This is a genomic window from Arcicella rosea (assembly GCF_040543805.1).
Lineage (GTDB): Bacteria > Bacteroidota > Bacteroidia > Cytophagales > Spirosomataceae > Arcicella > Arcicella rosea.
Genome location: NZ_JBEUMS010000004.1, coordinates 205,307 through 228,185 on the forward strand (window position 1 = coordinate 205,307; position 22,879 = coordinate 228,185).

At 33.5% G+C, this 22,879-nt stretch carries 21 protein-coding genes; 12 read left to right on the top strand and 9 right to left on the bottom strand.

Features of this window, described 5'->3' with window-relative positions; all coding sequences use genetic code 11:
• Nucleotides 1-153: 153 nt before the first annotated feature.
• Nucleotides 154-582: a YybH family protein gene (locus ABID42_RS07140; protein ID WP_367283045.1), complete on the bottom strand. Its 429-nt coding sequence runs from the start codon at nucleotides 580-582 to the stop codon at nucleotides 154-156.
• A gap of 219 nt (nucleotides 583-801) precedes the next feature.
• Between ABID42_RS07140 and ABID42_RS07145 the strand changes: the two genes are divergently transcribed.
• Nucleotides 802-1,653 (top strand): diacylglycerol/lipid kinase family protein, encoded by an 852-nt coding sequence (locus ABID42_RS07145; RefSeq protein ID WP_367283046.1) that lies wholly within the window; start codon nucleotides 802-804, stop codon nucleotides 1,651-1,653.
• Nucleotides 1,646-1,990: a translation initiation factor gene (locus ABID42_RS07150; protein ID WP_367283047.1), complete on the top strand. Its 345-nt coding sequence runs from the start codon at nucleotides 1,646-1,648 to the stop codon at nucleotides 1,988-1,990. The genes ABID42_RS07145 and ABID42_RS07150 overlap by 8 nt, the downstream gene beginning before the upstream one ends.
• 88 nt (nucleotides 1,991-2,078) lie before the next feature.
• Here the strand turns inward: ABID42_RS07150 and scpA are convergent, their stop codons facing one another.
• Together scpA and ABID42_RS07160 are read right to left on the bottom strand one after the other, a co-directional pair.
• Entirely contained in the window at nucleotides 2,079-4,211 is a 2,133-nt protein-coding gene (scpA, locus tag ABID42_RS07155) for a methylmalonyl-CoA mutase (RefSeq protein WP_367283048.1), read from the bottom strand.
• Nucleotides 4,212-4,223: 12 nt separating this feature from the next.
• A complete protein-coding gene (locus ABID42_RS07160; RefSeq protein ID WP_367283049.1) occupies nucleotides 4,224-5,615 on the bottom strand; it encodes a methylmalonyl-CoA mutase family protein in 1,392 nt (463 codons plus the stop codon).
• 317 nt (nucleotides 5,616-5,932) lie between these two features.
• Between ABID42_RS07160 and dnaA the strand changes: the two genes are divergently transcribed.
• Together dnaA and ABID42_RS07170 are read left to right on the top strand one after the other, a co-directional pair.
• Nucleotides 5,933-7,378 (top strand): chromosomal replication initiator protein DnaA, encoded by a 1,446-nt coding sequence (dnaA, locus tag ABID42_RS07165; protein WP_323689693.1) that lies wholly within the window; start codon nucleotides 5,933-5,935, stop codon nucleotides 7,376-7,378.
• A gap of 125 nt (nucleotides 7,379-7,503) precedes the next feature.
• Complete coding sequence (locus ABID42_RS07170) at nucleotides 7,504-7,797, top strand: hypothetical protein (protein WP_323689692.1); 294 nt, start codon at nucleotides 7,504-7,506, stop codon at nucleotides 7,795-7,797.
• A gap of 36 nt (nucleotides 7,798-7,833) precedes the next feature.
• Here the strand turns inward: ABID42_RS07170 and ABID42_RS07175 are convergent, their stop codons facing one another.
• The gene (locus tag ABID42_RS07175; protein WP_367283050.1) at nucleotides 7,834-9,447 is read right to left on the bottom strand and encodes a DUF3667 domain-containing protein; all 1,614 of its coding nucleotides are present in this window, start codon (nucleotides 9,445-9,447) and stop codon (nucleotides 7,834-7,836) included.
• A gap of 131 nt (nucleotides 9,448-9,578) precedes the next feature.
• Complete coding sequence (gene recA, locus ABID42_RS07180; protein WP_323689690.1) at nucleotides 9,579-10,655, bottom strand: recombinase RecA; 1,077 nt, start codon at nucleotides 10,653-10,655, stop codon at nucleotides 9,579-9,581.
• A gap of 151 nt (nucleotides 10,656-10,806) precedes the next feature.
• On the opposite strand from recA, the gene ABID42_RS07185 reads away from it, so the two are divergent.
• Both ABID42_RS07185 and ABID42_RS07190 read left to right on the top strand, forming a co-directional pair.
• The gene (locus tag ABID42_RS07185) at nucleotides 10,807-11,976 is read left to right on the top strand and encodes a lipid A deacylase (protein ID WP_367283051.1); all 1,170 of its coding nucleotides are present in this window, start codon (nucleotides 10,807-10,809) and stop codon (nucleotides 11,974-11,976) included.
• 58 nt (nucleotides 11,977-12,034) lie between these two features.
• Nucleotides 12,035-12,478 (top strand): DUF4920 domain-containing protein, encoded by a 444-nt coding sequence (locus ABID42_RS07190; protein ID WP_367283052.1) that lies wholly within the window; start codon nucleotides 12,035-12,037, stop codon nucleotides 12,476-12,478.
• A 61-nt stretch (nucleotides 12,479-12,539) separates the two neighbouring features.
• Here ABID42_RS07190 and ABID42_RS07195 read toward each other — a convergent pair whose 3' ends face one another.
• Both ABID42_RS07195 and apaG read right to left on the bottom strand, forming a co-directional pair.
• A complete protein-coding gene (locus ABID42_RS07195; protein WP_367283053.1) occupies nucleotides 12,540-13,313 on the bottom strand; it encodes an O-methyltransferase in 774 nt (257 codons plus the stop codon).
• 241 nt (nucleotides 13,314-13,554) lie between these two features.
• Complete coding sequence (gene apaG / locus ABID42_RS07200) at nucleotides 13,555-13,941, bottom strand: Co2+/Mg2+ efflux facilitator ApaG/CorD (protein ID WP_184133494.1); 387 nt, start codon at nucleotides 13,939-13,941, stop codon at nucleotides 13,555-13,557.
• A gap of 98 nt (nucleotides 13,942-14,039) precedes the next feature.
• On the opposite strand from apaG, the gene ung reads away from it, so the two are divergent.
• The 5 genes from ung to ABID42_RS07225 all read left to right on the top strand — a co-directional run bounded on the left by ung (nucleotide 14,040) and on the right by ABID42_RS07225 (nucleotide 20,350).
• Nucleotides 14,040-14,705, top strand: a complete 666-nt coding sequence (ung, locus tag ABID42_RS07205; protein ID WP_367283054.1) for a uracil-DNA glycosylase — start codon at nucleotides 14,040-14,042, stop codon at nucleotides 14,703-14,705.
• 17 nt (nucleotides 14,706-14,722) lie between these two features.
• Complete coding sequence (locus ABID42_RS07210; protein WP_367283055.1) at nucleotides 14,723-15,376, top strand: GDSL-type esterase/lipase family protein; 654 nt, start codon at nucleotides 14,723-14,725, stop codon at nucleotides 15,374-15,376.
• A gap of 4 nt (nucleotides 15,377-15,380) precedes the next feature.
• Nucleotides 15,381-16,826: a TlpA family protein disulfide reductase gene (locus ABID42_RS07215; RefSeq protein ID WP_367283056.1), complete on the top strand. Its 1,446-nt coding sequence runs from the start codon at nucleotides 15,381-15,383 to the stop codon at nucleotides 16,824-16,826.
• Nucleotides 16,827-17,225: 399 nt separating this feature from the next.
• The gene (locus tag ABID42_RS07220; RefSeq protein ID WP_367283057.1) at nucleotides 17,226-19,226 is read left to right on the top strand and encodes a T9SS type A sorting domain-containing protein; all 2,001 of its coding nucleotides are present in this window, start codon (nucleotides 17,226-17,228) and stop codon (nucleotides 19,224-19,226) included.
• 503 nt (nucleotides 19,227-19,729) lie between these two features.
• The gene (locus ABID42_RS07225) at nucleotides 19,730-20,350 is read left to right on the top strand and encodes a hypothetical protein (protein WP_367283058.1); all 621 of its coding nucleotides are present in this window, start codon (nucleotides 19,730-19,732) and stop codon (nucleotides 20,348-20,350) included.
• A gap of 69 nt (nucleotides 20,351-20,419) precedes the next feature.
• Here ABID42_RS07225 and ABID42_RS07230 read toward each other — a convergent pair whose 3' ends face one another.
• Entirely contained in the window at nucleotides 20,420-20,941 is a 522-nt protein-coding gene (locus ABID42_RS07230; RefSeq protein WP_367283059.1) for an AidA/PixA family protein, read from the bottom strand.
• Nucleotides 20,942-21,109: 168 nt separating this feature from the next.
• Nucleotides 21,110-21,631, bottom strand: a complete 522-nt coding sequence (locus ABID42_RS07235; RefSeq protein WP_367283060.1) for an AidA/PixA family protein — start codon at nucleotides 21,629-21,631, stop codon at nucleotides 21,110-21,112.
• A 375-nt stretch (nucleotides 21,632-22,006) separates the two neighbouring features.
• Between ABID42_RS07235 and ABID42_RS07240 the strand changes: the two genes are divergently transcribed.
• Entirely contained in the window at nucleotides 22,007-22,567 is a 561-nt protein-coding gene (locus tag ABID42_RS07240; protein ID WP_367283061.1) for a hypothetical protein, read from the top strand.
• Nucleotides 22,568-22,879 lie beyond the last annotated feature (312 nt).

Below are 22,879 nucleotides of genomic sequence, written 5' to 3' on the forward strand. Positions count from 1 at the left end.
ATCTTTGTGATTTGACTTTAATAGCTACAAAATTACGACAAATCCTTCCGAATATTAAATGTTCTGTTAATCAATAGGTAATCACGAATAAAAATAGATACTAAAAACCATCTTAATAGTATCTATCTTTTAAGCTTATTGCTTACAGCGTTATTATGATGAATGATCAGCTACAATTACCCATTGTCCTTTTATTTTTCGCCAAAGTAAAGTATAATGCCCGCCAATATCTCCTTTTTCAGGACGAGTTAAATGCCATTTGCCAACAACAAAGCAAGCATCTTTGGCAATGAAATTGACTTTGATAATATCAAATTTCAAAGTGCCCATTGTGTCTTTGTCTGGATAGTTTTTCCGATAACTGTCCAAAGTTCCTTGGTAACCATATTTTACGCCACTTTTGCCAATGTACATCAGTGAATCTGAAACCCAATAGCCATTCATGAACTTTTCAACGTCGCCGCTGTTCCATGCTTTGGTCTGAGTATCCAAAATATTCAGAATTATTTGTCTGTCTTTGCCCGTTTGAGCGAACACATTCAATGAGAAGAATGTTAATGAAAGCAAGAGTAATTTTTTCATCCCTTAATTTTTATGTAAATTTGAATATATATTTAATTCTTATCCAAATATAAGAATATGTTTAAATACTCTTGATGAAGAGTTTGCTGCTTATGAAATTCAAAGAGTTTTACGAAAAATACAAAGATTATTATTTAGTTGACGGAATGATGTACTTGTCGTTCGTAATTATGATAATATTGATGTTTATCTTTTTTAGCTGATATGGTTTGGTTTGTGATGAATCCTAAGTCGGGAACTACTACACCCGCACAAAAAAATAAAATTACTAGTCTGGTCGGAAAACAAGCAAATGCTAAATTGTTTTTTACGGAATATAGTGGACATGCCACAGAGATTGCCCAACAAGCAGTTAGAGAAGGTATTGTTAAAATTATTGCAGTTGGCGGAGACGGAACAGTAAATGAAGTAGCACGTGGTTTAGTAGGTTCAGAAACAGCCTTAGGAATTGTTCCGATTGGTTCAGGAAATGGTTTGGCCAGACATCTGAAAATTCCTTTAAAAATTGATAAAGCCATTCAGTTTGCACTTTCTTCTAATGTATCATCTATAGATGTCTGTTTTTTGAATGAGATTCCATTTTTTTGTACAGCAGGAGTAGGGTTTGATGCTTTTGTAGCCAATGAATTTGCTCAGCAAGATTCAAGAGGCTTGAAGACTTATGCAAAAATGTCTTTAAAATCATTCAGAACTTACAAACCAGAATCGTATCATCTTGAATCTCAACAAAGTGTTGAAATCAAAAATGCGTTTTCTATTACTTTTGCCAATGCTACGCAATATGGTAATAATGCTATGATTTCGCCAAAGTCAAAAATCGATGATGGTTTAATCGAGATGGTAGTATTGAAGCCTTTTCCATTTGGTGCTGCTCCGATTATTGGAGTTCGTTTGTTTAGAGGAACGTTACCAAATTCAAGGTATATCGAAACAGCATCTGATACAGCATTTATTTTGAAAGCTGAAGAAGATTTATTGATACATTACGATGGAGAACCTTTACAATTATCAACGAATGTTTTGAAAATTACCTTGAAACCCAAAGCTTTAAAAGTAATTGGTTATGTCTAAAAATAAAAAAATACCATTAGGAGTAGTTTACTCTACCAATCCAGATTTTGATTATGCTTTTGAAAATGATGGAGAAGTAACAACATTAGAACCCAACAAACAGAACTTGAAAGTTCAATTAGATAAAAAAGCTCGTGCTGGAAAGCAAGTGACGCTTATTTCTGGCTTTGTTGGTAGCAACGATGATTTAGAAATTTTGTCGAAAAAACTAAAAAATCTTTGTGGTTGTGGCGGTTCAGCTAAAGATGGAGAGATTTTAATTCAAGGAGATTTTAGAGAGAAAATTTTAACTTTCTTAATTACAGCAGCTTATAAAGCTAAAAAGGTGGGAGGATGATTAATTGTTATGAATTTTAAATGTTTTTTATACTCTATAAGTTTTAAGCTGAAATATAATAATTTAAAATTCATAACTCATAATTTTATTAACCTTCCATCAAATCTTTTAAAATTTTCTGGGCAGCAATAGAAATTACTGTTCCCGGACCAAAAACACCTGAAACACCTGCATCGTACAAAAATTGATAATCTTGTGCAGGAATTACTCCACCAGCAATTACCATAATATCTTCTCGACCATATTTTTTAAGTTCTTCAATTAATTGAGGAATTAATGTTTTATGTCCAGCTGCTAAACTTGAAGCTCCCACTACATGCACATCATTCTCAACGGCTTGTTTGGCTACTTCTTCAGGCGTTTGGAAAAGCGGCGTAATATCTACATCAAAACCTAAATCGGCAAAACTTGTTGCAATTACTTTTGCGCCACGGTCATGACCATCCTGACCCATTTTAGCGACCATTATTCTTGGTCGTCTTCCTTCGAGATTAGCAAATTCATTTGCCATTTCTCGGGCAATTCTGAAATTTTCGTCGTCTGTCACTTCTGCTGAATATACTCCTGAAATGGAGCGGATTATGGCTTTATGTCTGGTAAATACTACTTCCAAAGCATCTGAAATTTCACCCAAAGTAGCTCTTAATCTTGCTGCTTCAACAGCCAATTGAAGTAAATTACCTTCACCAGTTTCAGCTGATAGAGTCAATTTTTCTAAAGCGTCTTGAACTGCAATCTTATTTCTGCTTGCTTTAATGTTATTTAATCTTTCAATTTGAGAAAGTCTCACCGCTTGATTATCAACATCTCTTACTTCTAATTCAGTTTCTGTATCAATTTTAAAACGATTTACACCTACGATAATATCTTTCCCAGAATCGATTCTAGCTTGTTTTCTAGCGGCAGCTTCTTCGATTCTCATTTTTGGTAAACCAGTTTCAATGGCTTTTGCCATTCCGCCCAACTCTTCTACTTCTTCAATAAGTTTCCAAGCTTTTTTGGCTAATTCTTGCGTCAAATATTCAACATAATATGAACCACCCCAAGGGTCAATTACTTTGGTAATATTGGTTTCATGCTGAATATATAATTGTGTATTACGGGCAATTCTGGCAGAAAAGTCTGTTGGTAAAGCAATTGCTTCATCTAAAGAATTGGTATGCAAACTTTGGGTATGTCCTAAAGTTGCTGCCATTGCTTCTATACAAGTACGAGTAACGTTATTGAAGGGATCTTGTTCAGTAAGCGACCAGCCAGAAGTTTGACAATGCGTTCTAAGCATCAAGGATTTATCGTTTTTAGGATTAAATTTCTTAACGATTTTCGCCCATAATAATCTTCCAGCACGCATTTTTGCAATTTCCATGAAGTGATTCATTCCAATTGCCCAGAAAAACGATAACCTTGGAGCAAAATTATCAATATCCAAACCTGCTTGAATTCCTGTTCTTAAATATTCTAATCCGTCGGCTAAGGTGTAGGCTAATTCTAAATCTGCGGTTGCTCCAGCCTCTTGCATGTGGTAACCAGAAATAGAAATAGAATTGAATTTAGGCATATTTTCAGCTGTATAAGCAAAAATATCAGCAATGATTCTCATAGAAGGAATTGGCGGATAGATATAAGTATTCCGAACCATAAATTCCTTTAAAATATCATTTTGGATTGTTCCTGATAATTTTTCAGGCGATACTCCTTGTTCTTCAGCCGCAACAATGTAAAATGCCATAATGGGCAAAACAGCGCCATTCATTGTCATCGAAACGGACATTTCATCCAATGGAATCTGGTCGAAAAGTATTTTCATATCTTCAACAGAATCAATCGCTACTCCAGCTTTTCCAACATCACCAGTTACTCTTGGATGGTCGGAATCATAACCTCTATGTGTTGCTAAATCAAAAGCGACAGATAATCCTTTTTGCCCAGCAGCTAAGTTTTTACGATAAAAAGCATTTGATTCTTCAGCCGTAGAAAATCCAGCATATTGACGAATTGTCCAAGGTTGTTGTGTGTACATCGTGGCATAAGGACCTCTCAGAAAAGGAGATAAGCCAGCTCCAAAACCAAGATGTTCTGCTTCTTTTATATCATCAAAAGCAAAGTAAGGTTTTACAGAAATTCCTTCTGGTGAACGCCAGTTTTGTTTAGCAGAAGAGGTTTTGCTTTCTTCTTCTTTACTTGCTTTCGTTAGTTTTATATTGGATATATTCGGTCTCATGGCATGGCTCTTTTACATTTCAAAACTTTCAGATAAACGCAAGTTTGGTAATAATTCCCAATCAGAATGTGCTACAGAAGTACTTTCAAGGATTTTAATGAATGGTTTTTCATCTAATCTGAATTTATTTACACCAACCATAATATATTTATTTGCCTGTAAATCGTCCTGTTTTTTGATGTTTTCAGCACTTATTTTTTCTTGAATAAAACCCTTTTTGAAGGCTTCCATTATTCCTCCTAAAGATTCTACTTCTTCTAATATTTTTAAAGATTCTTCCGCAATTTCAAACGTCAATTTTTCGATAAAGTAACTACCTGCCGAGGGGTCGCTTACTTTATCGAAATAGCTTTCTTCTTTTAAAATGATAGAAATATTTCTGGCGATACGTTGTCCAAAATCATCTGTATTTTCATCATTTTTATCGAAAGAAAGAATACTTATAGAATCACAACCACCAATGATTGCAGACATTGCTTCGGTAGTAGTTCTCAATAAATTGCTGTGTGGCGTAATCGCTGAATGATAATATGAAGACGTTTGGCAATGAAACGAAGTAGTATTTGTCAAAGAAATACCAAATCCATAAGCCTCCAAAAGTATTTTTTTCCAGAGAAATTTTAAGGCTCTTAGTTTTGCAATTTCAGCAAAATAATTGGTGCCAATTGAAATAGAAAATTCAATATTTTTAAGAATGTCTTTTACTTCTATTCCTTCTTGACTCAATTTATCAATCGTTTCAATGGCTTGTGCTAATACAAAGGCTAATTCTTGAGCCACATTTGCTCCAGCATTATGGAAGTGATGGCTTGAAAAATGGAGTGCTTTGAATTGAGGTGAATTTTGTACTTTTCTAATAAGTTCGGCAGTATCTTTCCAATGGTTTTTATCCCAATTTCCAGTGTTCATCCATCTTCCAAAGGCATCGTTAATGATTCCTCCTTTCCACTGATAAGTTGCGAACTTTTGTAACTCATTTACCAAATCTAAAGCTTGATTTTCCACTTTAAAAAAAAAGGGTGTATCAGATAGTTTGAAATTGTGCAACAATTTCTTAATTTCAACATTAGAAAGTAACACGTCGCTTAAGTCAATCAGAAAAGAATCAACACCCTGTCTTAATAGTTTGAAAATCAATGAATTAGTCTCTTTTTCTGATGAATATCTAACAATTTCTCGATAGTTCCAATTAGAGTTAACTCTTTGGTTTTGAGCTTGTTGTATGTTTTTTGTAGATTGAAAATCAATCTCTTCAGAAGCATAGTATGGTTCAATCTGGATATTCTTGTCAATATTCCAGACCATCATTTCGTCGAAGTTTTTACCTTTTAATTCTTTGACGGCCTGTTGTTTCCATTGCTCTTTTGTATGAGAATGAAATTCATTAAAAAGTTGATTCGCCATAATCGTATTTTCTGAAATATTTAACTTTTCAAAGTTAGTCAAATTTATGAATTTAGACTTTTCAAAACAAAAAAACAAGGAAAGTTACCAAATAGGCTTATCTTGTTGGATTATCCCAAGAAAAATGCTGGTATATTATTTTTTAAATTATTTTAATTGAGAATGAAACGAAATTGATTTTTCTCTCCAAGAAAATTCACTATTTTTGCCATCCTTTTGGGGAAATGAAATATAGATTTTCAGCTAAATAGCTAATCGTTTGAAAATCAAATATTTAGTAAAAGTGCTTTTCTTGAGCCGCCAATATAGATTATAACATGCATTCAACATCTCAACTTCAAGCAAGGCAAGTTTGGTCAAAGTGCCTTGAGATTATACATAACGATATCAACGAACAAAGTTTTAAAACTTGGTTTGAACCTATCATACCCCTGAATGTAAGTAATCAAACTCTTTCTATACAGGTGCCAAGCCAATTTTTTTATGAATGGCTTGAGGAAAACTATATCCATGTACTTCGTAAAGCAATTGATTTTACTTTAGGAAAAAATGGAATGCTAGAATACTCAATTATAGTTGATAAAGGAGATAAGAAAAACCCACCGATAACTTATAATATCCCAAACCAAAAATCATCTGTTCCTGTAACAGCTCAACAACGTAAACCAGAACCAACTTTGTACGAAAGTCCATTTCAATTAAAAGATTTGGATTCTTTAGATTTGGATTCTTATTTAAACGCACATTACACCTTCGATAATTTTGTAGAAGGAGATTGTAACCGTTTGGGGCGTTCTGCGGGTTTAGCGGTAGCACAAAGACCAGGTGTTACTTCATTCAACCCATTGATGATTTACGGAAGTGTAGGTTTAGGAAAAACGCACTTGATTCAAGCAATCGGGAATTATATCAAAAATACGCAAACCAATAAGTTTGTTTTATATGTTACTTCCGAAAAATTCTGTAATCAATTTATCAACGCTATCAAAAATAATACACTACAGGCATTTACTAATTTTTATATGCAAGTAGATTGTTTAATTATTGATGATGTGCAGTTTTTAGCAGGAAAAGAAAAAACGCAAGAATCATTCTTCCATATTTTTAACCACTTGCATCAATCAGGAAAGCAAATTATTATGTCGTCTGATAGAGCGCCAAGAGAATTGGCTGGTATGCAAGATCGTTTACTTTCACGTTTTAAATGGGGTTTAACGGCAGATGTACAGCAACCAGATTTTGAAACAAGAATTGCGATTTTACAGAAGAAACTTCAAGCTGACGGTATTTATATTGAAGATAAAGTAATTGAATATTTAGCACACAGTATCGATACCAACGTTCGTGAAATGGAAGGAGTAATTGTGTCTTTGATGGCGCATGCTTCTTTGAATCGCAAGGAAATAGATATGGATTTAGCTAGAACTACTTTGAAAAATATTGTAGTTGATAACGAAAAAGAAGTAACGGTTGATTCTATTTTAGATGCAGTAACAAGCCATTTTGATGTAAATATGTCGGATTTGAAAAGTAAAAGTCGTAAGAAAGAAACGGTTTTCCCTCGTCAAATTGCGATGTATTTAATGAAAGAATTTACCAATTTACCTTTAAAATCGATTGGGTACCATTTTGGTGGGAGAGACCACAGTACGGTAATTCATGCAGTACAAACAATCAGTATCATGCTTGAAACCGACAAAGAAGTAGAAAAAACAATGCAGAAATTATATAAATATTTTAACAGAGTAAGAGTTAAAAATTAGAAAAAATAACGAAAAAGCCCGAAGAAAATGTAAAGATTCTTCGGGCTTTTTTTGTTAGATTACCTTGTATAATAGCAGTCAAATCGTATTTTTGTTCTACAATTCAGCTCTTCAACTTCAATCTTATGAAAAAAAATATACTCTTGACTTTATTATTAATCAGTTCGTTTTATAGCAATTCTTTGGCAGATGATGTTAATCCCATTGAATTGATGCCTTTGAAACATAAAAATTTGATGTTAGATAACCCGAAAGGAAAGCTGAAAATCAAATTTGTGATGAATGATTTCAAATCATCTGGTGATACGACTAAACCCAAAAGTCTTTTTGCAAAAATTAAAAATGTTGTAAATTCTTTGCTAGATGCTTCCGATAATCCACCATTTAAATTACAAGTGGTTCGAGAAAAGAAAAACTAAAAGCGTTGAGATTTTAAATCTCAACGCTTTTAGTTTTTATGATAAGGCAAATTTAATTGCTCCTGTAATACTCAGAATTGTAAAGAATGAAATGATGTAAAGGAAAAACAGAATGAAGGATTTAAAGATAGTTTTGAATAATCGCTGACGATAAACCACTTTCAAGGCTACAATAAAATAAACAATAAAACCTAACATGGTAGCAGCTAAAGCTTCTTTCCAGTATCCAAAAAATACGCCTCCACCTACAAAAATAACAATCATTAAAAATAACACACTGTGAATGTGAATAGAAAAAATAAGATGTTCATAATAATAGCGAGTATGTCCTTCTAAAATATTAGGAACATATTGATACCTTCTGGTTTTTCTGAAACGAATAAGGTAAAGGAAATAATCCCATAGGTAACGCAAAATTCTAAAAGGATAAGTGAAAAAACTATGCGAACGTTTGCTATAAAGAAACTTCAAAAGAATTGCTACAATCGGCATTAAAATGAACATCATCAATGAGAATACTCCAATTCCAAAATGAGTAATCTCTTGAATTGCTGTTTCAGCATCTTCTTCAAAAGCTAATTCATAATGTGTTACATTTCTTAAAAAACCTCTTTCTAATGCAAGAAAACCCATGAAATTTGTACTTGCTCTTCCAGTTTTTTTTCTGTGAGTAATTAGACTATCTAATTCAGTATCAGACATTTTTAAGATTCTCTGTTTATACGCTTTATTCTCGACACTTCCATCACTTCCTTTTATGGTAATAATAGTATCCTGAAAATATTGTACTTTCAGCAAAGCATTGTTTTTTAAGGAATGAAGTCTTAATACATACTTTAACTGGCTTTTTGTACCAATCGTTTCTGTAAAATACTCACTCATTTCGTTACTGACATCACTCAATTCTACCGTATTTACAGTATCTAAAACGATTTGCTTTTGAATGGCAATTAACCTTTGTCGTTGTTGATGTTCGGGTAGCTTTTCTATTAGTGTTCTTAAAGTATCGTCATTTTGGATGTTCATTTCATCCAAAATTTCATCAGCATCAATATTGACGAAATCTATCCAGCTATTTGTTTTCTTTTGTAAATCTTTTGTTTGTTCATTCAGATTCTCTAAATCTTTAATATCACTTTTAACATCATTTAACTCGTATTCAGCCTTATATAAGCCATTGGTATCGCTTGATGATTTTATTTCCTTCAAGGCTTTCTTAGCGTTCTTTAGTCTTTTTTGATTTTCTTTTTCTGCCTTACTTTTTGATTCAGAAACGCCATCAACCACACCATCAAAAAAGCCATTTTGTCCTTTTTCAATAGCAGTATCAATCATAAAGCCTAAGAGTAAGAAAAAAAGAAAAGACGCCAGAAAATAAAGGCGAATAGGAGGGACATAGCGCCCACGGCGACCTTCCAGAAAGTCTTTCGTGATTTTGCCAGGATACAAAAAAATAGCACGAAGGGTATTATATAATTTGGTGTCGAGATGGGTGAAGCCTTCAACTACTTCAAAAATTAAGTGACCAACTGGTACTTTTAAATCATGATTTTCTTGCCCACAATTCGGACAAAAATTATCTTCAGGTTTTAAGATTGTGTGGCAGTTATGACAAATTTCTACTTTTCTGCGTTTTTTGTGTTCAGACATTCCAATGGTTAGTGTTAAATAATGAAGTGCGATTTAGAATTTCCATTGAAAGTAATAAAAAAAAGGAGAAAATCAGCTGATTTTCTCCTTTTTAATGCAAAACAATGACTGTTTTGGCTAAAAAATGAAATTTATTCTAATTCGCCATCATCAGCGATATTAGGCTCACTTGTATCAAGTAATGCTTTTTCGTCGCCTTTGATTTTCTCCTTGATTTTATTTTCAAGTTCTTCTAATAAATCTGGATTATCTTTTAGCATTTCTTTTACGCCGTCACGTCCTTGTCCTAAACGGTTAGTACCATAGCTAAACCATGAACCTGATTTTTTCACAACTTCCATATCAACGGCTAAATCAAGTACTTCACCAGCTTTAGAAATTCCTTCGCCATACATGATGTCGAATTCAACGACCTTGAATGGAGGAGCAACTTTGTTTTTAACAACTTTTACACGAGTACGGTTACCAATTACGTTGTCTCCGTCTTTAATTTGACCAATTCTACGAATATCCAAACGAACAGAAGCATAGAATTTCAAGGCATTACCACCCGTTGTTGTTTCTGGACTACCAAACATTACGCCGATTTTATCACGCAATTGGTTGATAAAAATACAGCAACAGCCAGTTCTATTAATAACACCTGTCAATTTACGCAAAGCCTGCGACATCAAACGAGCTTGAAGACCCATTTTAGAATCGCCCATATCGCCTTCTAGTTCTGCCTTTGGAACAAGAGCCGCCACAGAGTCAATTACACAAATATCAATCGCACCTGATGAAATCAATTGTTCAGCAATTTCCAAAGCTTGCTCACCACTATCAGGTTGTGAAATCAATAAATTCGCAGTATCGATACCTAGTTTTTCAGCATAACCTTTATCAAAAGCATGTTCAGCATCAATAAAAGCGGCCAAGCCACCTGCTTTTTGTGCTTCTGCAATGCAGTGCATTGTTAAAGTAGTTTTACCAGAAGATTCTGGTCCGTAGATTTCAATGACTCTTCCACGAGGTACTCCACCTACACCAAGTGCTAAATCTAGCCCTAATGAACCTGTTGAAATCACGGGAACGTCAAGTACTTTACTATCCGACAAGCGCATTACTGTACCTTTTCCGTATGCTTTGTCTAATTTTTCAAGCGTTGTTTGTAATGCTTTTAATTTTTCGTTGGCAGGATTTGTTGCCTCCGCTTGTTGTTTTGCCATGTTGGATTTTTAGGTTAAATTTTGGTTTTAATTCGGGGAATCAAGCTGAGTTATTGAAATTTTGTTGAGAAACAATTAGCAATAGGGAATCAAAGCCAGTTTTTTTCTGTCATTGATTAGTAGAACTCAATACCCGAATTCAAAATTTTTAATGGTGAAATTACCAAATTTTCAGCAATTTAAAGTACTTTGCTTACAAATGTTCAGACGATTTTTTCAAATAAACCTAGCCCTCTTTTTGTTTACTGCTCAGTATAGCTTTGCTCAGTTAAACAATACTCATCTGGAAACTTTCCAGCACATCGATTCCACCAAAAACCAACAGCTTTATTTTCAATTCGATAGCTTTAGTTTTTTGAAAAATAATGAATACTTCGGAAAAATTGCCGATGGATTTACTCTTTTTGGGAATCAATTTTCTCCAAAGTTTATTTATCAGCCAGCACCTAATGTAAGTATTGAAGCTGGAGTTTATGCTTGGAAAGATTTCGGAAATGATAAGTTCACAAGTGTACAACCAATTTTTACTATCAAAGTTCAAAAAGATTCTTCGCAGTTTTTGTTTGGAAATTTAGATGGTCAGTTGAATCATCATTTGATAGAACCAATGATGAATTTTGAAAGAGTAATCTTAAATCGCCAAGAATTTGGACTTCAATACACCAAACGTACCTCAAAAACCTTTTTTGATAGTTGGATTGATTGGCAACAAATGATTTATAAAGGTTCTGATTTTCAAGAAAAAATCTTTGCTGGTTTTTCTTGGAACAAACGCTTGATTCAACATAAAAATTTCACGCTTTCTTTGCCAGTTCAATTGACTTTATTGCATCATGGCGGACAAATAACGAGTTCAAAAGATACCAATCAAGTAGTTACTTATACCAATGTAGCGCTTGGAGTAGAGGCTGAATTGAAAACCAATGGTTTTATTCAAAGTATCAAAACTCAAAATTATTGGTTGGGTTATCGTCAAAATTCGGGCTACAATCCATATTTTTCAGAAGGTTCAGGTATTTATTTGAATTTATTGGCTGAAACAAAAGTGATGAATTTGATGCTGAGTTACTGGAAATCAAGTGGATATACTTCAGAAATGGGTGGAGATTTGTACCAATCGGTTGGAAGAGTTTACCGAAATCCGAATCAATTAGAAAAAGAGCGTAAATTGTTATTCTTTAGATTTATGAAAGACTGGAAACTGATTGATAATTTATGGCTTACTTTTAGATTTGAACCTTATTTAGATTTGAATAATCACTCTTTTGAACATTCCGAAGGTTTATTTTTAACTTATTGTAAAGGATTTAGACTTAAGTGATTGAGATTCAATTAAATTATTCAATAAATTTGTACAATTCATTAAACAAATAGGAAACATGAAAAAGTTAGTACTGGTTTTGTCATTAATGGTAGCTGCATTTTCAATCAATGCACAAAGTAAATTCGGACAAGAAATAAACGAAGAAGGTGCAATTCCTACAACTGAATTATTGAAAAAAGCAGATGGAAAAGAAGAAATTACGGCTAAGGTTTCGGGCGTTGTTGAATCAGTTTGCCAAGTAAAAGGTTGCTGGATGAAAGTAAAACTAGACGACGGACAAACGATGCGTGTTACTTTCAAAGATTATGGTTTTTTTGTACCAAAAGACATCGCAGGTAAAACGGTAGTTATCGACGGAACGGCGAAAGTAAAAACCACATCAGTAGCTGATTTAAAACATTATGCAGAAGATGCAGGCAAAAGCAAAGAAGAAATTGCCAAAATCAAAAAGCCAGAAAAAGCTTTGGGTTTTGTAGCTAATGGTGTAATTGTAAAATAAATCCCATGAAAAAGGCTAAGAAATTTAAAATTCTTAGCCTTTTTTCTTTTGATGATTTTGCTTAAAATCTCAAGATAAAATGTTGTTTAGGTTGATTTTTTCTAAAAAAAACCAAACCAATAAAGAATAAATCTATCGTTATCATCACGCTTGGATGTGCTTTAATATATTGCCAAGCTTCCTGCATTTCTTCCGACCAATGAATATCATCGAATATAAATAATGATGATTCGCTTGCTCTGCTTAAGCACATTTCAAAATACTTCACCGTTGGCTCATAACGATGGTTGGCATCAAAAAAAGCGAAGTCAATCGTTTCAGTTTTGGCAATTTGTGTTGCCAATGTTTCATCTAAATTTCCTACTACAATTTCTATATTATTGGCAGATAATTCGTCAAAATTTTCTTGAGCAATTTTTGCTGTTATCGGGCAACCTTCAAAAGTAATCACTTTAGCATTTTGCAAAGCCTTAGCTTCGTACAATGTGGTAATTCCGAGAGAAGTCCCTAAATCAAAAATTACTTTAGGTTCAAAATGTTGAATAAGTCTGAAAAGTAATTTGCCAAATTTTGAAGGCTTTTCGGCACTTTTAGCAATTTGTTTGATTTGCCTTGAATTGGATGAATGAATCTTTGAACCTGCTCCAAAATCTGTAATTTCTATTACTTTATCGTTTTTCAGCAATCTTTTTCGCAAAGCTTCAATGCTTTTGAAATGTGGAGATTGAAAACTTTTTGCAAGAATAATTTTAGTATAAAGTTGAAAAACAAAAGGCGAATGAATTGCGTGTTCGTTTTTGGAAGCAAGTAAATATTGAAAATATCTTTTAATCAAAATATGATTTTATTTTGTGAATGAGCAACAATAGCAAAGTAAGAAAAAACAATAAGAAATATTGAACTGAATATTTCTTGTGCGTAAGCAATTTTTCGAAATTCCGCTGTTTGAGCGGAGCGAGTTTCGGAATTTCTTGATTTTCTTTTGTTACTTTTCTTGTATCAATACAAGAAAAGTAAGGTCTTTGGAAAATGAAGTATTATATTTTTAAATGTAAATCAAACTCCTAAATATTCATTTAATTCATCCTAAAAGGAGCAACCATCGTAAAATCTGGAATAACAACATTGAAAAACTTACCATCAAAAATACGTTCCATCTGATAAGTCCCCGCCATTTTACCAAGCGAAGTATTCAAATTACAACCGCTAGTATATTCGTAGGTTTGTCCAGGTTCTAAAGTTGGTTGCTGACCAACTACACCTTCGCCTTCAACTTCACGCACCAAACCATTAGCATCATGGATATACCAATGACGACGCAATAATTTCACCGTATAATCGCTTCCATTATGAATTTTGATATGATATGAAAAAACAAAATTTCCTTGAAATGGATTAGAATATTCAGGTTGAAAGTGGGTCAAAACGCTTACCTTTACACCATTTGTGATAGCTGAGACCATTTTTTTAATTAGTTTTTTACAATATATTTTAGCGAAAATTACATTACATTGTCTGAAAAATCAACGTAATTGATAAATTTATTAAAACCCATTGAAGAATGAACGTAAAAATTGAAGATTCTTGGAAAGAAAGATTGAGTCCAGAATTTGAAAAACCTTATTTTAAAACCTTAGTTGACTTTGTTAAAAACGAATATACCGCTGGAACGGTATATCCACCCGGAAAACTAATTTTTAACGCTTTTGATAAATGTCCTTTTAATGAGACTAAAGTAGTGATTCTTGGGCAAGACCCTTATCATGGAGCTGGGCAAGCGATGGGACTTTCCTTTTCTGTAAACGATGGAATTTCTGCGCCACCTTCGTTAATCAATATTTTTAAAGAAATTAAAGATGATTTAGGTATCCCGATTCCAAAATCTGGCAATTTAGAACGTTGGGCAAACCAAGGCGTATTATTATTAAATGCCACTTTAACAGTTAGAGCTTCTGAGGCTGGTTCACACCAGAAAAAAGGGTGGGAAACTTTTACCGATGCTGTAATTAAATGTATTTCGGAAGAGAAAGAAGGAGTAGTTTTTATGCTTTGGGGAAAGTACGCTCAGGACAAAGGAGCGGTAATTAATGCCTCAAAACACTTAGTTTTGAAATCTAAACATCCTTCGCCAATGGCTGCTAATTCGGGCGGTTGGTTTGGAAATCATCATTTTTCAAAAGCTAATGAATATTTAGTACGTAAAGGACTTGCAGGTATTCAATGGTAAAAAAACTCAAATCTTCTATGAAAAAATTACTTTTAATTGCAACGCTTTTAGTTAGTCAGTTTTGTTTCGCACAGAAGCGATTTGAAAATGAAATAAAAGCTTTTGAAAAAAGCGATTCACTTTCAATGCCAGCACCCAAACAGATTTTGTTAGTAGGAAGCTCATCCCTTCGATTGTGGGCTACTTATAAAGAAGATTTAGCAGGATATTCTGTCATTAACAGAGGTTTTGGTGGTTCTGTTATGAGTGATGCTAATGAGTATTTCGAAAGAATTGTCTCTAAATATCAGCCTAAATACATTTTAGTATATGAAGGCGACAATGATATTGCATCGGGTAAAAGCCCAGAAACAGTATTCGAAGATTTTAAAATTTTTGTCGAAAAAGTAAAGAAACAAATACCAAAAGCTACTGTGGCTTATATTGCTATTCGTCCAAGTATTGCAAGGGTGAAAATCGTAGAGCAACAAAGAAAGGCAAATCAATTGATTGAAGCGTATTGTAAATCAGAAAAAAAACTTCATTTCATTGATATTCAAAAGCATTTTTATTTACCCAATGGAGAATTAATGCAAGATATTTTTGTGGCGGATAAATTACATTTGAATCAAAAAGGGTATCAGATTTGGACAGCAGCCATCAGAAAATATTTGGCAAAACACGTGAAGTAAACCTATGAAAAAAATCTTTTCAGTACTTCTTATTTTATGTTATTCATTCACTTTCGCTCAGGAAACAACTATTTCGGGCAAAGTAGAAAATATTGGAAAGGGTGATACACTGATTTTGGTGTATGACCCTTTGCTATTAGGAGTAAACCCCTCGATTCAGCAACTGGTTTTGAACTCTGAAAATCAATTTCAATGTAAGCTGAATGTACAGAGTCAAGCAATTGTTGAACTCAAATTCAAAGAGCAAAGTACATTACTCTTTGTTGCGAAAGGAAATCAAATTTCCTTAGCATTTGATGCTAAAGATTTCGAGAAAAGCTTGAAAATAAAAGGGGAGAATGCTTTAGAAAATGATTTTTTAGTAAAGTTTTATCAGACATTTAAAGCGGATTTCACGTCGTCGTTAATGTTGAAAAAAGTAAATAGTATGTCTATTGATGTACTTGAAATGGATTTGTTTGAAGCTAAAAAAGCACAATCAGATTATTACAAGTCATTTCCAGAACAAAGGAAATTTTCGGAAGTATTCAAAAAATATGTAGAAAATCAAATTCGTTGGAATTATTGGTCATACATTTTAGCTTATCCGATTATCAGAGGAAACGCCAATCAAGCCCAAACACAGGTAATATCTCTTCCTAATTCTGTTTTAGAAACCTTGGACGAAAAAAAGATTCAGGATGAATCAGCTTTACTTTCGTCTTCGTACCGCAATTTCCTGATTCATTACATTACTTATTTCAATTCAAAAGCGCATGGCTTTGTGAAATATGCGGATGTCAATAAGGCAATGGAAGATAAACATCTTTTTGCCAGAGAACATTTGCCAACCAAAGCGTATCAATATTACTTGGCTTATTTGTTGGATACTCAGTGCCAGTTTTGTTTGCCTTCTGTGGTAAGAAATACTTTTTCGGCTTTAAGTGCCACGCCTAATTCAGAAGCATATACCAATTTGGTTAAAGCGAAATGTGGCGAGATAATGAGTAAAAATGATGAAGTCATCAAAGCAAAAGAGGAGGACGGTAAATGGTTTAAAGCGATTACTCCTGATGGAAAAGAATTGTCTTTAGCAAGCTTGAAAGGCAAAGTTGTTTATCTTGATTTTTGGGCTTCGTGGTGTGGTCCTTGTCGAAAAGAGTTTCCGTTTTCTAAGCTTTTACAAGAAAAATTAAGCGAGAAACAAAGAAAAGAAGTCGTGTTTTTATACATTTCTATTGATGAAGAGGAGGAGAATTGGCGAAAAGGAATGAAAGATTTGCAAATAGAAAACCAAAAAAATGTTCATTCAAAAGGTGGTTGGGAATCTGGCGCAGCTAAATTCTTCAAGTTAGAGTCTATTCCAAGATATATGTTGATGGACAAAAAAGGAAATATCGTTGACAGCAACGCCAAACGCCCAAGCGACCCTAAAATTTTGTCTGATATTTTGAGACTAATTGGAGAGTAGGTTGAATGCTTCTTCTCAATAGGATTGTATTTCTAGCATATTTTAAAATTCACTAATTTAAAGGAGTGTTTAGAGGAATACATTTTATCATTTATATTTGTAGAATTATTTGCCCACATCTATATATAAAGCATATTTAGATTTTTACATTTGTCGGATAGCAATAGGTAGTACACATTTTAATAAGTTAGCAGTATCTCTAACACCTACTTCTTTATCAGGCTCTTCTAATTCATATCCTAATATAGTAATGGAGTATTACACTCTTCCAAAAATTCTTTTTACTTTATTTAGGCTTATAGGTTTACATTAAATTGTTACAGATTGTAACAATTCAACCATTAATTAGTAGCTTAACGACACACCACTAGTAATCATATTAAATCATATATACTTAGAATGAAAAAGTTTTTTACCTTAATTTTATTGTTGTCAGTATTCTCTACTCATGCACAGCGTATTTACAATACTGTTTTCGAACAACTTCCTGAAGATTACCAGCTTTATCCTCGAAATGAAAAAAATGAATCTTATGTCTCCATCAATGGATATGTAGATGTTCCAGGTTGGCGTGCTTTTTCTGTAGAAATTTTTCGGGAGGATGTGAAAATAGGTTATCAAAAATCTGAAATTACCTATGTTGATGCTAAGGGTAAATTCAAATTCAACCCAATAACAATTAAGGCTGAACTAGCAGAATACAGTTTTAGAATATTTGCTATTAGTTCAAAAGGCGATTCTGGTGAAGTGGTACATCGTAAACATGTAGTTTCTGGAGATGCCTATGTTATTGGCGGGCAGTCTAACGCTGTGGCTTTATTTAATGATGGTGTTCAGCCTTATTATAACAGATTTGCTCGTACCTATGGTGCAAGTTATCCTTATGAAGAAACTATTAATTGGCGAGTATCTGAGTATGGAAATTATAGAGTAGGACAAATGGGAGGAGGCCTTCAGAAAAGAATTATTGAAAAATATAAAATTCCAGTATGTGTCATTAACCGTGCAGTAGGAGGTATCAATTTAGGTGCTAGTTTAATTAGAAATCCTTATAATGTTGGAGATTTATCTAATGTTTATGGTCAAACTTACTACATGGTAAAAAATGCTGGTTTATTGAATGGCGGAGTAAAAGCTTTTATCTGGAGACAAGGTGAAAATGAATCTTCTGGAGGGTCTCTTTATTGGGGAGAACTGTTTAATAAATTATATAACTATTGGCATGAAGACTTTCCTGATATTCATAAATATTATATTTTTCAAGTAGGTTTAATTGCTTGGCCTGAAAAACACGCTGGAGCATTAAGAGACTACCAAAGACGTGCAAAAAACATTTATAACGATGTTGATAATATCACTGTAATTGGAAATAGGGGCTATGATGGAATTCATTATGATACTTCTGGGCATACACAAACAGTAAATGAATTGTTTAGAATGATTGACCGTGACCTCTACGGAGGAAAATATAATGAGAATGTAAATTCTCCTAATATACAAAGAGCCTACTTTTCAAAACCAGATAGAAAAGAACTCGTCCTTGAATTTGAACAAGACCAACAGATGGTTTGGGTAGAAGATACCGTTTTGATTGATAAACAAGGAAATGCAGTAAAACAGTATATGAAAAATATGTTTTACTTTAACGAGAATAGTGAAAATACACTTGTTACTTCTGGTAAAGCTGTTAATAATAAGATTATTCTAAGCTTAAATGCCCCTGCTCCGAAAGATAAGTTCAATTATCTCCCATCTTTTCATGATGACCAAATCTTTCAACAATTTGGAGGACCATTCTTAACAAATAGAATTGGGATGAGAGCTTTTTCATTTGACCAAGTGGCAATTGAAGAATATACTGCGCCACTATTAACCCCAGAAATTACAATTAATCCGCTTGCTTTTAATCAACTTAAGATTTCTTGGAAGAGTGTTCCCAAAACGCAAAAATATATATTAGAAGCTAAGAGGGCAGATGAGGATACCTTTAAAGAAATAGCAATCTTAGAGGCTGGACAAACAGAGTTTTTGCATACTCAATTATCACAAAATACAACCTATGAATATCGTTTGAAGGCTTTAGGTGATAAAACAGAATCTGAATATGGGTTACAGGTAGCTTTAACACCTACAATTTTAGCAACAGAAAGTGATATTCAACGTGAGGTAGTTATATTCCCAAATCCAAGTGTGAATAAAGAAGCAGTTATCAGATTTCAAAAACCAATGACCGGGAAAATAAGTATTCTAACTATAAACGGTTCACTGCTTTATGAAGAAGATATTAAAAATGTGTATGAATTAAGTCTTCCTGTTCGTAATTATCCACAAGGTACTTATTTGATTAATATCAAAAATGAACAAAAAACAACCGTTAGAAAATTAATGATTGAAAACTAAAGCTAGATTAGGCAATCTTATTACTGATAGGATTCATTCTTGATTTTGGTAAAACTCTTTATAATAAAACCTCCTTGTTTATTTTGTGAATCATAAGAAACACAAAAACAGGTGGTTTTATTATTTCAAGAGGAGTCTCCAAGATTCTCCGATACACTGTCTATATTCTCGTAGCGGAAGCTCTAATACTCCGAGCAAGTGCCTATATTCTCGAAGCGGAAGCTCTAATACTAAATGCGGAAGCCTATATTCTCCTAGCGGATGCTCTAATACTAAATGCGGAAGCCTATATTCTCGAAGCGGATGCTCTAATACTAAATGCGGGAGCCTATATTCTCGAAGCGGATGCTCTAATACTAAATGCGGGAGCCTATATTCTCCAAGCGGGTGCTCTAATACTCTTCTATAAGTTTGCTATCAGCGAAGCTGTAATTATCCGAATAATATTATATCTTTAAAATAAGTTGGAAAGAGAGTAAATACAATATAAAATCAGATTTTGTATGCTAAAGAAACATTCAATTCTCATTGGAATCATTATTTCAATATCATTGCTAGTGATTGCTACATTGTATTATCCGGGTGGCTCACAATTTGATAAAAATGCTATTGGCTATGACTGGAAAAATAATTTTATCAGTAATCTTTTCGGAGAGAAGGCGGTGAATGGTGCAGATAATCCATCTCGTTTTTGGGCTGTTGGAGGAATGATTTTTCTTGCTGCAAGTTTTGCCACTTTCTTCATAGGATTCTCCAAGAGGATACCAGCAAAAGGTGCGGCAAATGTTATAAAATACTTTGGGGCTATCGGTATGATATTTACTTTTTTAATAGCTACTCCCTTGCATGATATCATGATTACCATCGCAAGTACAATGTTTCTGCTAAGTTTATTTTACATTACTGTCTTTGTATTCAAAACAAGGCTACATCTTTTCAAATTCCTTTGCACTGTATTCCTTCTTGATTTTTATGGCACATTATTCCTTTTTGGCTCTGGTTATTTTTGGGAGTTTTTACCGATAATGCAGAAAATTTTGTTCGCCCTTAGCATTGGTTTAATGCTTGGCTTAGAATATTTTACCAAAAAAGAAGATTTTCAACACATAAAATTGGGTAAATAAATTTAGTAAGTTATAGCCGAAGGGCTTATCAAGAAGGATTTTGCTCAAAGGTTAATTATTGCGATTGTATTAGGAAACTGACAAGGTTTGGTTAAACTGAAAATAACCCAAAATGCTTAGTTCATTGCCATTGTATAGGGCAATGTTTAGGGCATATTCTTTTGTTCCTTGTCCCACTAAAAAGTCTGAGCAATACCAAAAATCTTTTTCAACATATTGACAAATAAGTGGATTGAAGCTTTCTGGAGCAATCGTTTTTACATCCGAAAAGAATTGTAGATTCAGCGATTTACTTGAAATAGCACTAGCTGTAAGTTGGTTGATTTGATAAAGAATAACTGGATTGTCATAATTAGAGGTTTCTGAAAAAGTAAAGAAATTTACTTCTACTGCTACACTTTTTGAGGAACGAATGTTGATACTTTTACCTGAAAATCCTCTAATTGCTTCGCTACTTTGTCCAGATTTTACAAAATAGATATACGAATTAGGTATCTTCGTTGGGTTTAAAGGGTCTTTACTCGGATTCAGAAAATCCTTTATTAACTGTTCTGTGAATACTATAATAGTAATATTGACGACCGAATTCATGATGATATGATTTGAAGGAATGAATATAAACTAGATAGATTCTCTAAATAATTAGCTGATTTATAAGAGGTAAAATGGAAAGGACTTCATTGCTATTCAAACAGTATGTCGAAGCAATCAATTACTTTCATTCATCAATTGCTTCGACAATGTCAATTAAATTACAGCTTATACAGCAGTAATTTGTGGGTCCCAAGAGAAGTATCCGAAAATACTTAAATCAGAATTATACACTGCAAAGCGTAACCCATAATTTTCAGTACCTTTTTTGTTTACTGTGTTTTGAGCAAACCAAAAGTTTTGAGTTGGATTCGGGCTTTGCAATACCAATGGATTGAAGCTTGCTGGGCCAACGGTTACTACATCGGGGAATTGTTGTAATTCAAAATTAGGATTTGTGAAAACATCATCACCACCATATTTAAACAGGTTATACAAAATGACAGGACTGTCATAGTTGTTGTATTCAGAAACAGCGTAAAAACGGACTACATCTCCCTGAATTGCAGTAAAGCTAAGGTCACCTGTTCCTTGTCCATTAATATTTGTTCCATCTGCTACTACCATGTATTGATAGGTATGGTCGATACCCGTAGGATTGTTTTGGTCTGTACTTGGACTAGTGAAGGTTTTCATTAATCGAGTGGTATCAATGATGATGTTAACATTGATGATTTTGTTCTTTGACATGGTTATAAAAGTTTTGAGATTGTTCCTACTCGTATGGCTTTTCAGAATGCGCCCTCATAGTAAATGCTTCTATAAGTAAGCCCGTTTATTTAAGTGGTAGCTGAACTCCACTCATCAGAAATTTTTGATGTACAAAGTTGGCTCTAAACACAGCGCCGTAAAAGATGATAAATAGCCCTTTTTACAATCGGTTATTTATACCTGATTTGCTAAAAAGTACAGGTATAAATACCTGTTTTTAAGTTCTGATTGCTTATTCTTAGTAGTTTCTATCTATGCTTTAATTATTATTGTGTCGCATTAAACATGATACTATTTAGCAGGCCTGCGAAATAAAAGATTGTTGTATTAAACCTTTAATAACAAAAAATAACCATGAAAAGTATAAGCTTAAAAATCGCTGCAATTTTGTGCGTAATGACCATGATTGCCTGTAACAATTCAAAAGATGAAGCGTTGAATGAAGGTCGCCCAGCACCTGTACCACTAGATTCCTTACTTGTACCCAAAGGCAAAGCCATGGTGAATATTGCTTATTTCGATTCTATCAGTAGTAAGAAATTATCAGATATTCCCATTAAGGCATATACTATTAGGTCTCAAGAATTATTAATTGCGATGGGTTTAGATTCATCATTAATCAGTAAAGCCATTTATAATAACATCCGTGTTTATTTAGCCTATCAGCCAAGTGGCGAAAAGCAAGGAACTCCCGGTTATAAATTATATATTGTACCTGTGGTTGGTGCTAATTTAGATGCTTATCCTCCGATTGGCGGAAAAGATGTAATGCTTGATAAGAATGGAAAAGGAATTAAGCCAGAGCTTTTAGGTAATTATGCAGATGGCGACCAATACGTATTAGATTTAAACACACCATGCCCAAATACTTGTGCCATTAATGGAGACCTTTTAACGAAGAAAATTAGTCATTGAGAATGAATATAGCCAAGATAATATTACTGTTATCGGATTTGCCGGTACTGTTAACACTAATATATACCATTGTTTGCTTTAAAAAGTTGAATAAAGCATTACGAGTATTTGCATACTTTATATTTTTTTCAAGCTTTATACAATTGTTTTCTTTGGTGTTTTGGCTATATCGAATGAACAACTTGCCTTTGCTTCATCTGTACGTGCCAGTTGGCTTTGTGCTATTGGCTTGGTTTTATAGAACCATCTTAGGCGATTTTATTAATAAGAGAATAATATGGTTTACGGCCATATTATTCTCTGTTTTCAGTA

Excerpts from the sequence above, each read along its gene's own strand:
- ABID42_RS07160 (WP_367283049.1), bottom strand. The coding sequence starts at position 5,615 with ATGGCGAATCAACTTTTTAATGAATTTCATTCTCATACAAAAGAGCAA.
- ABID42_RS07240 (WP_367283061.1), top strand. The coding sequence starts at position 22,007 with ATGAAAAGTATAAGCTTAAAAATCGCTGCAATTTTGTGCGTAATGACC.
- ABID42_RS07230 (WP_367283059.1), bottom strand. The coding sequence starts at position 20,941 with ATGAATTCGGTCGTCAATATTACTATTATAGTATTCACAGAACAGTTA.
- ABID42_RS07145 (WP_367283046.1), top strand. The coding sequence starts at position 802 with ATGAATCCTAAGTCGGGAACTACTACACCCGCACAAAAAAATAAAATT.
- ABID42_RS07235 (WP_367283060.1), bottom strand. The coding sequence starts at position 21,631 with ATGTCAAAGAACAAAATCATCAATGTTAACATCATCATTGATACCACT.
- apaG (WP_184133494.1), bottom strand. The coding sequence starts at position 13,941 with ATGGTCTCAGCTATCACAAATGGTGTAAAGGTAAGCGTTTTGACCCAC.
- ABID42_RS07225 (WP_367283058.1), top strand. The coding sequence starts at position 19,730 with ATGCTAAAGAAACATTCAATTCTCATTGGAATCATTATTTCAATATCA.
- ung (WP_367283054.1), top strand. The coding sequence starts at position 14,040 with ATGAACGTAAAAATTGAAGATTCTTGGAAAGAAAGATTGAGTCCAGAA.
- dnaA (WP_323689693.1), top strand. The coding sequence starts at position 5,933 with ATGCATTCAACATCTCAACTTCAAGCAAGGCAAGTTTGGTCAAAGTGC.
- ABID42_RS07150 (WP_367283047.1), top strand. The coding sequence starts at position 1,646 with ATGTCTAAAAATAAAAAAATACCATTAGGAGTAGTTTACTCTACCAAT.
- ABID42_RS07185 (WP_367283051.1), top strand. The coding sequence starts at position 10,807 with ATGGTGAAATTACCAAATTTTCAGCAATTTAAAGTACTTTGCTTACAA.
- scpA (WP_367283048.1), bottom strand. The coding sequence starts at position 4,211 with ATGAGACCGAATATATCCAATATAAAACTAACGAAAGCAAGTAAAGAA.
- ABID42_RS07210 (WP_367283055.1), top strand. The coding sequence starts at position 14,723 with ATGAAAAAATTACTTTTAATTGCAACGCTTTTAGTTAGTCAGTTTTGT.
- ABID42_RS07170 (WP_323689692.1), top strand. The coding sequence starts at position 7,504 with ATGAAAAAAAATATACTCTTGACTTTATTATTAATCAGTTCGTTTTAT.
- recA (WP_323689690.1), bottom strand. The coding sequence starts at position 10,655 with ATGGCAAAACAACAAGCGGAGGCAACAAATCCTGCCAACGAAAAATTA.
- ABID42_RS07175 (WP_367283050.1), bottom strand. The coding sequence starts at position 9,447 with ATGTCTGAACACAAAAAACGCAGAAAAGTAGAAATTTGTCATAACTGC.
- ABID42_RS07190 (WP_367283052.1), top strand. The coding sequence starts at position 12,035 with ATGAAAAAGTTAGTACTGGTTTTGTCATTAATGGTAGCTGCATTTTCA.
- ABID42_RS07215 (WP_367283056.1), top strand. The coding sequence starts at position 15,381 with ATGAAAAAAATCTTTTCAGTACTTCTTATTTTATGTTATTCATTCACT.
- ABID42_RS07220 (WP_367283057.1), top strand. The coding sequence starts at position 17,226 with ATGAAAAAGTTTTTTACCTTAATTTTATTGTTGTCAGTATTCTCTACT.
- ABID42_RS07140 (WP_367283045.1), bottom strand. The coding sequence starts at position 582 with ATGAAAAAATTACTCTTGCTTTCATTAACATTCTTCTCATTGAATGTG.